The sequence below is a fragment of the Streptomyces sp. IMTB 2501 genome (genome assembly GCF_001953885.1).
In the GTDB taxonomy this organism is placed as follows: domain Bacteria; phylum Actinomycetota; class Actinomycetes; order Streptomycetales; family Streptomycetaceae; genus Streptomyces.
This window is the reverse complement of sequence record NZ_MQUS01000020.1, coordinates 90,522-103,464: the sequence shown is the minus strand read 5'-3', so window position 1 is coordinate 103,464 and position 12,943 is coordinate 90,522. Positions and strand designations below refer to the sequence as shown.

The following is a 12,943-nucleotide window of genomic DNA, read 5'->3' as shown; positions in this document are numbered from 1 at the left end:
CCTACCTCAGTTCACCTTCCGTTCATCCAGGTTGCCTACGTTCGTCCAGCCAATGACCTCGAAAGATTGCCTGGGTAAATGGAAAGCTTCTCGCTGATCCTCGCGATTGTGGTGGTAACCGCACTCGCGTTTGATTTCACGAACGGTTTCCACGACACCGCGAACGCGATGGCCACCACCATCTCCACAGGCGCTCTGAAGCCCAAGATCGCGGTAGCCATGTCAGCCGCCCTCAATCTGGTGGGCGCCTTCCTCTCCGTGGAGGTCGCGAAAACGATCTCCAAGGGTCTCGTCAACGAGAGCGGCATCCGTCCCGAGGTCATCTTCGCCGCCCTGGTCGGCGCGATCCTCTGGAACCTGGTCACCTGGCTGGTGGGCCTGCCCTCAAGTTCCTCGCACGCCCTGATGGGCGGTCTGATCGGCGCCACCGTCGCCTCCGCCGGCTTCGGCGCCGTACACGGTGACGTCCTGGTCACCAAGGTGCTGCTCCCGGCGGTCGCCGCGCCCGTCGTGGCGGGCCTCGCCTCGATGCTGGCCACCCGGTTCTCCTACGGCATCGGCGGCAAGGCCGAGGGCGAGGCCACCCGCAAGGGGTACCGCGCCGGTCAGATCGCCTCCGCCGGCCTGGTCTCCCTCGCCCACGGCACCAACGACGCCCAGAAGACGATGGGCATCATCACCCTCGCGCTGATCGCGGGCGGCGCCATCGCCCCCGGCTCCAACCCGCCGGTCTGGGTCATCCTCTCCGCCGGCCTGGCCATCGCGCTCGGCACCTACATCGGCGGCTGGCGCATCATCCGCACCATGGGCACGGGCCTGACCGAGCTGGAGCCGCGCCAGGGCTTCGCCGCCCAGACCAGCGCCGCGACCGCCATCCTGGCCTCCTCGCACCTGGGCTTCTCCCTCTCCACCACGCACGTCGTCTCCGGTTCGGTGATGGGTGCGGGCCTCGGCCGCAAGGGCGGTGTGGTCCGCTGGTCCACCGCGACCCGGATGGCCGTCGCCTGGGTGCTCACCCTGCCGGCCGCCGCTCTGGTCGGCGCGGGCGCCGAGTCCGTCACGGACCTGGGCGACTGGGGCACCGCCGCCGTCGCCGTCTTCCTCGTCGCCGCCAGCGCCGCGATCTGGAAGCTCTCCCGCCGCGAGGTCATCGACCACACCAACGTCGTCACCGAGACGGGGGAGCCGGCCGGCGTGGTGACCACCGCCATCGCCGCCGTGACCCCGCCCCCGGCGGGCACGGTCACCGAGGGCCTGACGGCCACCATCGCCGCCCCGGCCGCCGCCGAGTCCACGCCCCAGTCCGCCCCGCCGGCCGCCGCCGTCTGACCCCGGCCACCCGGTTACCGAAGGAAGCATCATGAAGATCGACTGGGCAGCCATCGGCTCCGTCTTCGGCGTCAGCCTCGTGTTCACCGTGGCCCTGGTGTCCCTGTTCACCCTCGGCGTGGGCGGTCTGGCCCGGCGCGAGAAGGCGGCCACGCAGGGCGGCTCCGCCGCACTCGCCGTCACCGGGGCCTACGTCTGCTTCGCCGCCTGCGCGGCGGCGGTGGCGTACGGCATCTACCTGATCGTCGCCAAGGCCTGACGGAACACCAGGAACCGGTCGGCACCACCACAGGCACCACGAACCGGGCATCACCAAGGCTCCTCTCCGTCCGTCGCGGAGGGGAGCCTTCGCCGTGCGCACAGGCCACGGGCGCCCCGCGATGTGGGGATCGGCACACTCTCCCCGTGCAGGTCAACAGCAAGTTGACGGCCGTTCCGGGCGCGTGGTGGACTGCCCACGCCATGTACGGCGGCAGGAGAGGAAGCCGGTGCGAATCCGGCGCGGTCCCGCCACTGTCACCGGGGAAGAACCCCCGGGAGCCAGGAACTCTCACCGCCGAATCTCGTCGAACCAGGGCGCGGACACCCTGAGTGAGGACACCGATCGCCATGCCCGGCTGCCGAAGGACCCGTACCAGGCCCGCTCCTGTCCCCACGGCCGGCTGAGCCGATGGGTGCCGATCGCAGCTACGCGTACGGCGCCGCCGCCGGCCTTCTCGGTGACCTGCTCCTCGGCGATCCGCGCCGCGGGCATCCGGTCGCCGCGTTCGGGCGTGCGGCCGCTGCCGTGGACGGCGCGTTGTGGCACGACCACCGCGGCTGGGGCGCCCTGCACACCGTGGTGTGCGCCGGTGGCGCCGTCGCACTCGGCACGGTGGCCGTACGCGCCGTACGCCCCTCCCCCGCCGCTTCCGTCGCGCTGACCGCCGCCGCCACCTGGGCGGTGGTCGGCGGCACTTCACTCGCGCGCGAGGCCCGCGCCATCGGCAGCGCCCTGGAGCGCGGGGACGTCGAGGCGGCGCGGGCGCGGCTGCCGCATCTGTGCGGCCGGGACCCGCAGGCGCTGGACGCCGACGGGATCGCCCGGGCCGTGGTCGAGTCGGTCGCCGAGAACACCTCGGACGCCGTCGTGGGCGCGCTGGTGTGGGGCGCGGTGGCCGGGGTGCCCGGGCTGCTCGGCTTCCGGGCCGTCAACACCCTGGACGCGATGGTCGGTCACAAGTCCCCCCGCTACCGCCGTTACGGCTGGGCCTCGGCCCGCCTCGACGACGTGGCGGGCTGGCCGGGGGCCCGGCTGACTGCCGTACTCGCCGCCGCGGCCGGACCCGACCCGCGAGGCGCCCTGCGCGCCTGGAAGGCCGACGCCCCCAAGCACCCCAGTCCCAACGCGGGCCCCGTCGAAGCGTCGTTCGCGGGCGCGCTCGGCGTCCGCCTGGGCGGCACCCTCTCCTACGGCGGCCGGGTCGAGCACCGGCCCGTGCTGGGCGGCGGCACCGGCCGGGCGGTCCAGGTGACCGACATCGACCGGGCGGTACGGCTCTCCCGCCGCGTCGGCCTGCTCGCGCTCGGCACCACGGTCGCCGCGCGCCTCCTCGTCAAAGGTCTCGCCAAGGGTCTGAAGGGACGTGGAAAGTGAACGGGGGACTCCTCGTCGCCGGCACCACCTCCGACGCCGGCAAGAGCGTCGTGACGGCCGGGATCTGCCGGTGGCTGGTGCGTCAGGGCGTGAAGGCCGCGCCGTTCAAGGCGCAGAACATGTCGCTCAACTCCTTCGTGACCCGGGAGGGCGCGGAGATCGGGCGGGCGCAGGCCATGCAGGCCCAGGCGTGCCGGATCGAGCCGACCGCGCTGATGAACCCGGTGCTCCTCAAGCCGGGCGGCGAGCAGAGCAGCCAGGTGGTGCTGCTGGGCAAGCCGGTGGGCGAGCTGAGTGCGCGCGGCTATCACGGTGGGCGGCAGCAGCGGCTGCTCGGCACGGTGCTGGACTGCCTGGCCGAGTTGCGGGGCACGTATGACGCGGTGATCTGTGAGGGGGCGGGCAGCCCGGCCGAGATCAATCTGCGGCGGACCGACATTGTGAACATGGGGATCGCGCGCAATGCGCGGCTGCCCGTGCTGGTGGTCGGTGACATCGACCGCGGCGGCGTCTTCGCCTCCTTCTTCGGCACCGTCGCCCTCCTCTCGCCCGAGGACCAGGAACTGGTCGCCGGGTTCCTGGTGAACAAGTTCCGGGGCGATGTCTCCCTGCTGGAGCCCGGGTTGGAGATGCTCCAGGACCTCACCGGGCGGCCTGCGTACGGCGTACTGCCCTTCCGGCACGGGCTCGGCATCGACGAGGAGGACGGCATGGGGGTCCCCCCGCGCGAGCGAAGCCGAGCGTGGGGGAGCGTGTCGCTGCGCGGCACGGTCCGCGAGTCGGCCGTCGCTCCCCCGGTCGGCGAGGACGTGCTGCGCGTCGCCGTGTGCGCGATCCCGCTGATGTCCAACTTCACGGACGTGGACGCGCTGGCCGCCGAACCGGGGGTCGTGGTGCGGTTCGTGGACCGCCCGGAGGAGCTGGCGGACGCGGACCTGGTGGTGATCCCGGGCACGCGGGGCACGGTGCGCGCGCTGGAGTGGCTGCGCGAGCGGGGGCTGGCGGAGGCGCTGAAGCACCGGGCCGCCGAAGGCCGCCCCGTTCTCGGCGTCTGCGGCGGCTTCCAGATCCTCGGCGAGCACATCGAGGACGAGGTCGAGAGCCGCGAGGGGCATGTGGCCGGCCTGGGGATCCTGCCCGTACGGGTGCGGTTCGCCCGCGAGAAGACCCTGACCCGGCCGGAAGGGGAGGCCCTCGGCGAGCGGGTCGAGGGGTACGAGATCCACCACGGCGTCGCCTCCATAGAGGGAGGAGAAGCCTTCCTCGACGGCTGCCGGGTCGGCCAGACCTGGGGCACCCACTGGCACGGTTCACTGGAGTCGGACGGCTTCCGGCGGGCCTTCCTGCGCGAGGTGGCCGCGGCCGCGGGCCGCCGATTCGTACCGGCGCCGGACACCTCCTTCGCCGCGCTGCGCGAGGAGCAGCTCGACCGGCTCGGCGACCTGATCGAACAGCACGCGGACACGGACGCGCTCTGGCGGCTCATCGAGTCGGGCGCGCCGCAAGGACTGCCTTTCATCCCACCGGGAGCGCCTGCATGAGCACAGTGTTGTTGTTGTCGACCGCCGACACGGATCTGCTGGCGGCCCGTGCCTCCGGCGCGGACTACCGCATCGGCAACCCGACCCGGGTGGACGTCGCCGAGGAGCTGCCGGGGCTGCTGGAGGGCACGGACCTCGCCGTCGTACGGCTGCTGGGCGGCAAGCGCGCCTGGGAGGAGGGGCTGGCCGCGCTGAAGGCGGCCGGGATCCCGACCGTGCTGCTGGGCGGCGAGGCCGTACCGGACGCCGAGCTGATGGCCGAGTCGTCGGTGCCGGCCGGTGTGGTGGCGGAGGCGCTGAAGTACCTGGTCGAGGGCGGGCCGGCGAACCTGCTGGAGCTGTCCCGGTTCCTTTCCGACACCGTGCTGCTGACCGGCGAGGGCTTCGAGGAGCCGCGGAAGATGCCGGAGTACGGCGTCCACGGCTCCTACGAGGTCCGGGACGGCCGCCCGACCGTGGGCGTGCTCTTCTACCGGGCGCACGAACTGAGCGGCAACACCGCCTTCGTGGACACCCTGTGCGAGGCGATCGAGGCGAAGGGCGCCAATGCCCTGCCCGTGTACTGCGGTTCGCTGCGCGGCGCGGACGCCGGGCTGTACGAGCTGCTCGGCCGGGCCGACGCGCTGGTCGCCACCGTGCTCGCGGCCGGCGGCACCCACGCCTCGCAGGCCTCGGCGGGCGGTGACGAGGAGTCCTGGGACATCGGCGCACTCGCCGATCTCAACATCCCGGTGCTGCAGGGCCTGTGCCTCACCTCCTCGCGGGCAGCGTGGGAGGAGTCGGACGCGGCCCTGTCCCCCATGGACGCGGCGATGCAGGTCGCCATCCCGGAGTTCGACGGCCGCCTGATCACCGTGCCGTTCTCCTTCAAGGAGCAGGGCCCCGACGAGGTCCCGGTGTACATCGCCGACCCGGAGCGGGCCGCGCGAGTGGCCGGAATCGCCCTGCGCCACGCCGGGTTGAAGCACAAGCCGAACGCGGAGAAGAAGATCGCCCTGGTCTTCACGGCGTACCCGACGAAGCACTCCCGGGTCGGCAACGCGGTCGGCCTGGACACGCCCGCGTCGGCGGTCCGGGTGCTGGACGCCCTGCGCGACGCGGGTTACGCGCTCACCGAATACCCTTCCGGCGGTGACGAGTTGATCCACCGGCTGATCGAGGCCGGCGGCCACGACGTCGAGTGGCTGACCGAGGACCAGCTGGCCGCCGCGCCCGCGCGGGTGCCGCTGGCGGGCTACCGGGCGTGGTTCGAGAAGCTCGACCCGGACCTCAAGAACGCCATGGTGGAGGCGTGGGGCGAGCCGCCGGGCGGCCTGTACGTCGACGGCGAGGACATCGTGCTGGCGTCGCTGCAGTTCGGGAACGTCGTCGTGATGATCCAGCCGCCGCGCGGCTTCGGCGAGAACCCGATCGCGATCTACCACGACCCCGACATGCCGCCCTCGCACCACTACATGGCGGCCTACCGCTGGCTGGACAACAGCTTCGGTGCGGACGCGATCGTGCACATGGGCAAGCACGGCACGATGGAGTGGCTGCCGGGCAAGGGCCTCGGCCTGGGCGCCGGTTGTGCCCCGGACGCGGTCCTCGGCGACCTGCCCCTCATCTACCCGTTCATCGTGAACGACCCCGGTGAGGGCACCCAGGCCAAGCGGCGCGGGCACGCCACGGTGGTCGACCACCTGGTGCCGCCGATGGCGCGCGCCGACACCTACGGCGACCTGGCCAAGCTGGAGCAGTTGCTGGACGAGTACGCGCTCGTCTCGGACCTGGACCCGGCGAAGGCCCCGGCCGTCCGCGCCCAGATCTGGACGCTGGTGAAGGCGGCCGAGCTGCACCACGACCTGCATGTGGACGAGCAGCCGGGCGACGACGACTTCGACGAGTTCGTCATGCACATCGACGGCTATCTGTGCGAGATCAAGGACGTGCAGATCAGGGACGGTCTGCACATCCTGGGCGGCGGCCCGGTCGGCGAGCCGCGTGTGAACCTGGTGCTGGCCGTGCTGCGGGCGTCCCAGGTGTGGGGCGGACAGGCGAACGCCCTTCCGGGGCTCAGGGCTTGCCTCGCCGCTCATTTCGGGCTGGTCGAGAAGGAGCTGCTGGCCGAGCCGGGTGCGCCGGTGAAGGTGCCGGTGGAGCTGACGGACCTGGCAGAAGGTCCGTCCCGTACGGCCTCCGACACGATCGACCTGCTGGAGCAGCTGTGCCGGCGGATCGCGGAGAGCATGGAGGCACGGGCGTGGGACCGTGCGGTCGTCCCCGCCGTCCTGCGGGACGTGCTCGGCACCGAACTCCCGGACGGCGTCGCCGTGTTGGAGTTCGCGTGCGACGAGGTCGTACCCCGACTCGCCCGCACCACCGACGAGATCGGGCACATCCTGCGCGCCCTGGACGGCGGTTATGTCCCGGCGGGTCCGTCGGGTTCGCCGACCCGGGGTCTGGTGAACGTCCTGCCGACCGGCCGGAACTTCTACTCGGTCGACCCCAAGGCCATTCCGTCCCGGCTGAGCTGGGAGGTCGGCCAGTCGCTGGCCGACTCGCTGGTGCAGAGGTACCTCCAGGACACCGGCGAGTACCCGAAGTCCGTCGGCCTGACCGTCTGGGGTACGTCCGCGATGCGCACCCAGGGTGACGACATCGCCGAGATCCTGGCGCTGCTGGGCTGCCGTCCGGTGTGGGACGACGCCTCGCGCCGGGTGACGGGCTTCGAGATCGTGCCCCTGGCGGAGCTGGGCCGGCCGCGCATCGACGTCACGGTCCGCATCTCCGGCTTCTTCCGGGACGCGTTCCCGCACGTCGTCGGGCTGATCGACGACGCCGTACGGGCTGTGGCGGACCTGGACGAGCCCGCCGGGCGCAACTTCGTGAAGGCGCACGCCGACGAGGACACCGCCGAGCACGGTGACCGGCGGCGCGCCACGGCCCGTGTCTTCGGCTCAAAGCCGGGCGCGTACGGCGCCGGTCTGCTGCCGCTGATCGACGCCCGCAACTGGCGCAGCGACGCGGACCTGGCCGAGGTGTACGCCGTCTGGGGCGGCTACGCCTACGGGCGCGGGCTCGACGGGCGGGCGGCGCGCGGGGACATGGAGACCGCGTTCAAGCGGATCGCGGTCGCCGCGAAGAACGTCGACACCCGTGAGCACGACCTGGTCGACGCGGACGACTACTTCCAGTACCACGGCGGCATGGTCGCGATGGTCCGGCATCTGACCGGCGCCAACCCCGAGGCCTACGTGGGCGACAGCGCCGTACCGGACCAGGTGCGGACGCGCACGCTCGGCGAGGAGACCCACCGCGTCTTCCGGGCCCGGGTGGTCAACCCGCGCTGGATGGCGGCCATGCGCCGGCACGGCTACAAGGGCGCCTTCGAGATGGCGGCGACCGTGGACTACCTGTTCGGCTACGACGCCACGGCGGGCGTGGTCGACGACTGGATGTACGAGAAGCTCAGCGCGGAGTACGTCTTCGACCCGGAGAACCGGGACTTCATGAAGAAGTCCAACCCGTGGGCGCTGCGCGGCATCACCGAGCGGCTTCTGGAGGCGGCGGACCGGGGCCTGTGGGCCGAGCCGGACGCGGACACGCTGGAGCGGCTGCGGGCCACCTACCTGGAGCTGGAGGGCGACTTGGAGGGCGACGACCAGTGACAACCCCCTTTCCTTTCACGGCCGTTGTCGGCCAGGACGACCTGCGGCTCGCCCTGCTGCTCAACGCGGTCAGCCCCGCCGTCGGCGGTGTGCTGGTGCGCGGCGAGAAGGGCACGGCCAAGTCGACGGCCGTACGCGCTCTTTCGGCGCTGCTGCCGGAGGTCGCCGTCGTCCCCGGCTGCCGGTTCTCCTGTGACCCGGCGGCCCCGGACCCGTCGTGCCCGGACGGTCCGCACGAGGCCGGGGCCGGTGCGGCGCGGCCCGCGCGGATGGTCGAACTCCCCGTCGGCGCCTCCGAGGACCGGCTGGTCGGCGCGCTGGACATCGAGCGGGCGCTCGCCGAGGGAGTGAAGGCGTTCGAGCCGGGCCTGCTGGCCGACGCGCACCGGGGCATCCTCTACGTCGACGAGGTCAACCTGCTCCACGACCACCTGGTCGACCTGCTGCTGGACGCTGCGGCGATGGGCGCCTCGTATGTGGAGCGCGAGGGCGTCTCCGTGCGGCACGCGGCGCGCTTCCTGCTCGTCGGCACCATGAACCCCGAAGAGGGCGAGCTGCGGCCGCAGCTGCTGGACCGCTTCGGGCTGACCGTGGAGGTCGCGGCCTCCCGCGAGCCGGACCAGCGGGTCGAGGTGGTACGGCGCCGGCTGGCGTACGACGACGATCCGGCCTCGTTCGCCGCGCGGTGGGCCGAGGAGGAGGCCGGCGTACGGCAACGGATCGTGGCGGCACGGGAGTTGCTGCCGCAGGTGCGGCTGGGCGACGGTGCGCTGCGGCAGATCGCGGCGACCTGCGCGGCTTTCGAGGTGGACGGCATGCGGGCCGACATCGTGATGGCGCGTACGGCGACCGCGCTGGCCGCGTGGGCCGGGCGGACGGATGTGCTCGCGGAGGATGTGCGCCAGGCGGCGCTGCTCGCCCTGCCGCACCGCAGGCGGCGCAACCCGTTCGACGCCCCCGGTCTGGACGAGGACAAACTGGACGAGACGCTGGAGCAGTTCTCGGGGGACGAGTCCGAGGGGGACGAGGATCCCGATCCCGACGGTCCCGGCGGCGGTGGACAGCCGGCGCCCGACGACGGCCCGCAGGGCGGCGGGGACAGCGCCGCGCGGCCCGAGGCCGGCCAGGACGGACAGCCGCAGGCCTCCGGTGCGCGGGAGCAGTCGGCCGTACGGGCCGCCGAGCCGTTCCGTACCAAGGTGCTGAGTGTGCCGGGGATCGGCGAGGGTGCCGCCGGGCGGCGGTCGCGGGCGCGTACCGAGCACGGGCGGACGACCGGGGCCCGGCGGCCCCGGGGCGCGCTGACCAAGCTGCATCTGGCCGCGACCGTACAGGCGGCGGCCCCGCACCAGCGGGCGCGTGGCCGTTCCGGGCCGGGGCTGGTGGTCCGCCGGGACGATCTGCGGCAGGCGACCCGGGAGGGCCGCGAGGGCAACCTCGTGCTGTTCGCGGTGGACGCCTCGGGGTCGATGGCGGCGCGGCAGCGGATGAGCGCGGTGAAGGGTGCCGTGCTGTCGCTGCTGCTGGACGCCTATCAGCGTCGGGACAAGGTGGGTCTGGTGACCTTCCGGGGCTCCGGTGCGGAGGTCGCGCTGCCGCCGACCTCGTCCGTCGATGCCGCCGCCGTACGGCTGGAGTCGCTGCCGACCGGCGGTCGTACGCCGCTGGCGGCCGGGCTGCTCAAGGCGCACGACGTGCTGCGCGTGGAGCGGCTGCGGGATCCGGCGCGGCGGGCGCTGGTCGTGCTGGTGACCGACGGGCGGGCCACGGGTGGCCCCGAGCCGGTCGCGCTGGCCGGGCGGGCGGCGCGGCTGTTCGCGGCCGAGGGGATCGCCTCGGTGGTGGTGGACTGCGAGTCGGGGCCGGTACGGCTCGGGCTCGCCGGGCAGCTCGCGGGTGAGCTGGGCGGTACGGCCGTCACGCTGGACGAGCTGCGGGCCGACTCGATCGCCGGGCTGGTCAGGGATGTGCAGGGGACGCACGGGACTTCGAGGAGGGCCGCTTGATGCCGCAGGGACAGCCGAGTGTCGTACCCGATGACGGCCTGACGACTCGTCAGCGGCGGAACCGGCCGCTCGTCGTCGTGCACACCGGCATCGGCAAGGGCAAGTCCACCGCCGCGTTCGGGCTCGCACTGCGCGCCTGGAACCAGGGGTGGCCGATCGGGGTGTTCCAGTTCGTCAAGTCGGCGAAGTGGAAGGTCGGCGAGGAGAACGCGCTGCGCGTGCTCGGTGTCTCCGGCGAGGGCGGCACCGTCGACTGGCACAAGATGGGCGAGGGCTGGTCGTGGGTCCAGCGGGACGCCCAGATGGACAACGAGGAGAAGGCCCGGGAAGGCTGGGAGCAGGTCAAGCGGGACCTGGCGGCCGAGACGTACACGCTGTACGTGCTGGACGAGTTCGCGTACCCCATGCACTGGGGCTGGGTCGACACCGACGAGGTCGTGGACGTGCTGCGGAACCGGCCGGGCACCCAGCATGTGGTGATCACCGGCCGGAACGCGCCGGAGAAGCTGGTGGACTTCGCGGATCTCGTCACCGACATGTCCAAGGTCAAGCACCCCATGGACGTGGGGCAGAAGGGCCAGAAGGGCATCGAGTGGTGATGTCGTCGGTGCCACGGCTGGTCATCGCCGCGCCCTCCTCGGGCAGCGGCAAGACCACCGTGGCCACGGGGCTGATGGCCGCGTTCGCCGCGCGGGGGCTCGCCGTGTCCCCGCACAAGGTCGGGCCGGACTACATCGACCCCGGGTATCACGCGCTCGCCACCGGGCGGGTGGGGCGGAACCTGGACGCCTATCTGTGCGGGCCCGAGCTGGTCGCTCCGCTGTTCCTGCACGGGGCACACGGGTGCGATCTGGCCGTGGTCGAGGGTGTGATGGGGCTGTACGACGGGGCGGCGGGGGAAGGTGAACTGGCCTCCACCGCGCAGGTCGCCAAGCTGCTGCGGGCACCGGTGGTGCTGGTGGTCGACGCGTCCTCGCAGTCTCGGTCCGTCGCCGCGCTGGTGCATGGGTTCGCCTCCTGGGACCCGGAGGTACGGGTCGGGGGCGTGATCCTGAACAAGGTGGGCTCCGATCGGCATGAGGAGCTGCTGCGGGAGGCGCTGGATTCGGCCGGGGTGCCTGTGCTGGGTGCCTTGCGGCGGGTTCAGCAGGTGGACACACCTTCTCGGCACCTCGGGCTGGTGCCGGTTGCCGAACGGCAGTCTGCGGCGGTGGAGACCGTCGAGGCCATGGCGGCGCTGGTGGCCCGTGGTTGTGACCTGACGGCGTTGGAGGCACTTGCCCGTACTGCCGGTCCCGTACCAGGGGGCTCTGCCCCCTGGACCCCCGTCCCGACTCGGTCGGCTGAGAGGCCGGACCAACATCCGGCCGCCGCCCGACCGGTAGTCGCTGTCGCCGGTGGTCAGGCATTCACCTTTTCCTATGCCGAACACACGGAGTTGCTCGCCGCCGCCGGTGCCGAAGTCGTCGCCTTCGACCCGCTCCATGACGAGCAACTGCCCGAAGGCACGGCCGGGTTGGTCATCGGTGGCGGCTTCCCCGAGGTGTACGCCGGTGAGCTGTCCGCCAACGAGCCGTTGCGCAAGGCGATTGCCGGGGTGGCCCTCAGTGGTGCGCCCGTCGCCGCCGAGTGCGCCGGGCTGCTCTATCTGTGCCGGGAGCTGGACGGCCGGCCCATGTGCGGCGTGCTCGATGCCACCGCGCGGATGACGGAGCGGCTCACCCTGGGGTACCGGGACGCCGTGGCCCTCGGGGACAGTGCGCTGGCCGTCGCCGGCACACGGATGCGGGGGCACGAGTTCCATCGCACGGTCGTCGAACCCGGCGCCGGGGCCGCTCCCGCATGGGGGGTGCGGACACCCGCGCGGCGGGTCGAAGGTTTCGTACAGCAGGGCGTGCACGCGAGTTACCTGCACACGCACTGGGCGTCCGAGCCCGGTGTGGCCCGTCGGTTCGTGGAGAGGTGCCGGACGTCATGAGCAGCAGGCTGGTCGGAGTCGGGGTCGGTCCCGGTGATCCGGAACTGGTGACCGTCAAGGGGGTCAATGCCCTGCGCGCGGCCGATGTCGTCGTCGTCCCCGTCATGGCCGCGTCCGATGGAAAGGACATGGGCGAGCGGGGGCGCGCCGAGGCGACCGTGTTGCACTACGTGCCCGAGGACAAGGTCGTCCGGGTGGTGTTCGCGCTGAACGAGCGGACCGACCGGGCGCGCCGGGAGACCGCCTGGGACGCGGCGGGCGAGACCGTCGCCGAGCTGCTGCGGCGGCACGGCTCCGTCGCCTTCGCCACCATCGGCGATCCCAACGTGTACTCGACGTTCACGTACCTCGCGCAGACCATCGCGGAGCTGGTGCCGGGGGCCGTCGTGGAGACCGTGCCCGGGATCACCGCCATGCAGGATCTGGCGGCGCGGTCCGGTGCCGTGCTGACGGAGGGCACCGAGCCGCTGACGCTGGTGCCGGTGACGGCCGGGGCGGCGGTGCTGAAGGAGGCGCTGGCCGGGCCGGGGACCGTCGTCGCGTACAAGTTCGGGCGGCAGGCCGCCGAGGTCGCGGATGCGCTGCGGGAGACCGGGCGGCTCGGCGACGCCGTATGGGGTTCGGCGCTGGGTCTGCCGGAGGAGTCGGTGCGGGCGGCCGCCGAGCTGGACGGGACGCCGCTGCCGTATCTGTCGACGCTGATCGCGCCGCCGCGCCGGGACGGCGGACGGGGCGGGAAGCTGTGAGGCGCCCGAGACGGCCGGCCGGGTCGGCCGCCCGGGAGGCCGGCCACCGGCCACCGG

9 protein-coding genes and 1 riboswitch are annotated in these 12,943 nt (G+C 72.7%); all 9 genes read left to right on the top strand.

The window, feature by feature from the left end; genetic code table 11:
* Positions 1-78 precede the first annotated feature (78 nt).
* The 9 genes from AV521_RS29855 (at position 79) to cobI (ending at position 12,886) form a co-directional block, all read left to right on the top strand.
* Positions 79-1,329: an inorganic phosphate transporter gene (locus AV521_RS29855; RefSeq protein WP_076092600.1), complete on the top strand. Its 1,251-nt coding sequence runs from the start codon at positions 79-81 to the stop codon at positions 1,327-1,329.
* 31 nt (positions 1,330-1,360) lie between these two features.
* Positions 1,361-1,588, top strand: coding sequence for a hypothetical protein (locus AV521_RS29850; protein ID WP_076092598.1), 228 nt, complete (start codon positions 1,361-1,363; stop codon positions 1,586-1,588).
* A gap of 171 nt (positions 1,589-1,759) precedes the next feature.
* Positions 1,760-1,902: riboswitch (cobalamin riboswitch) on the top strand.
* A gap of 97 nt (positions 1,903-1,999) precedes the next feature.
* Positions 2,000-2,965, top strand: coding sequence for a cobalamin biosynthesis protein (locus AV521_RS29845; RefSeq protein ID WP_076092596.1), 966 nt, complete (start codon positions 2,000-2,002; stop codon positions 2,963-2,965).
* The gene (locus AV521_RS29840) at positions 2,962-4,506 is read left to right on the top strand and encodes a cobyric acid synthase (RefSeq protein ID WP_076092594.1); all 1,545 of its coding nucleotides are present in this window, start codon (positions 2,962-2,964) and stop codon (positions 4,504-4,506) included. The genes AV521_RS29845 and AV521_RS29840 overlap by 4 nt, the downstream gene beginning before the upstream one ends.
* Positions 4,503-8,156, top strand: a complete 3,654-nt coding sequence (cobN, locus tag AV521_RS29835) for a cobaltochelatase subunit CobN (RefSeq protein WP_076092592.1) — start codon at positions 4,503-4,505, stop codon at positions 8,154-8,156. Before AV521_RS29840 ends, cobN begins: the two co-directional genes overlap by 4 nt.
* Positions 8,153-10,162 (top strand): putative cobaltochelatase, encoded by a 2,010-nt coding sequence (locus AV521_RS29830; protein ID WP_076092590.1) that lies wholly within the window; start codon positions 8,153-8,155, stop codon positions 10,160-10,162. Before cobN ends, AV521_RS29830 begins: the two co-directional genes overlap by 4 nt.
* Positions 10,162-10,761 (top strand): cob(I)yrinic acid a,c-diamide adenosyltransferase, encoded by a 600-nt coding sequence (cobO, locus tag AV521_RS29825; RefSeq protein WP_076092588.1) that lies wholly within the window; start codon positions 10,162-10,164, stop codon positions 10,759-10,761. The genes AV521_RS29830 and cobO overlap by 1 nt, the downstream gene beginning before the upstream one ends.
* A complete protein-coding gene (locus AV521_RS29820; RefSeq protein ID WP_179023469.1) occupies positions 10,761-12,140 on the top strand; it encodes a cobyrinate a,c-diamide synthase in 1,380 nt (459 codons plus the stop codon). The genes cobO and AV521_RS29820 overlap by 1 nt, the downstream gene beginning before the upstream one ends.
* Positions 12,137-12,886, top strand: a complete 750-nt coding sequence (gene cobI, locus AV521_RS29815; RefSeq protein ID WP_076092732.1) for a precorrin-2 C(20)-methyltransferase — start codon at positions 12,137-12,139, stop codon at positions 12,884-12,886. The genes AV521_RS29820 and cobI overlap by 4 nt, the downstream gene beginning before the upstream one ends.
* Positions 12,887-12,943 lie beyond the last annotated feature (57 nt).

Coding starts and splice junctions, on each gene's coding strand:
- cobO (WP_076092588.1), top strand. CDS start 10,162: ATGCCGCAGGGACAGCCGAGTGTCGTACCCGATGACGGCCTGACGACT.
- AV521_RS29855 (WP_076092600.1), top strand. CDS start 79: ATGGAAAGCTTCTCGCTGATCCTCGCGATTGTGGTGGTAACCGCACTC.
- cobI (WP_076092732.1), top strand. CDS start 12,137: ATGAGCAGCAGGCTGGTCGGAGTCGGGGTCGGTCCCGGTGATCCGGAA.
- cobN (WP_076092592.1), top strand. CDS start 4,503: ATGAGCACAGTGTTGTTGTTGTCGACCGCCGACACGGATCTGCTGGCG.
- AV521_RS29850 (WP_076092598.1), top strand. CDS start 1,361: ATGAAGATCGACTGGGCAGCCATCGGCTCCGTCTTCGGCGTCAGCCTC.
- AV521_RS29845 (WP_076092596.1), top strand. CDS start 2,000: ATGGGTGCCGATCGCAGCTACGCGTACGGCGCCGCCGCCGGCCTTCTC.
- AV521_RS29820 (WP_179023469.1), top strand. CDS start 10,761: ATGTCGTCGGTGCCACGGCTGGTCATCGCCGCGCCCTCCTCGGGCAGC.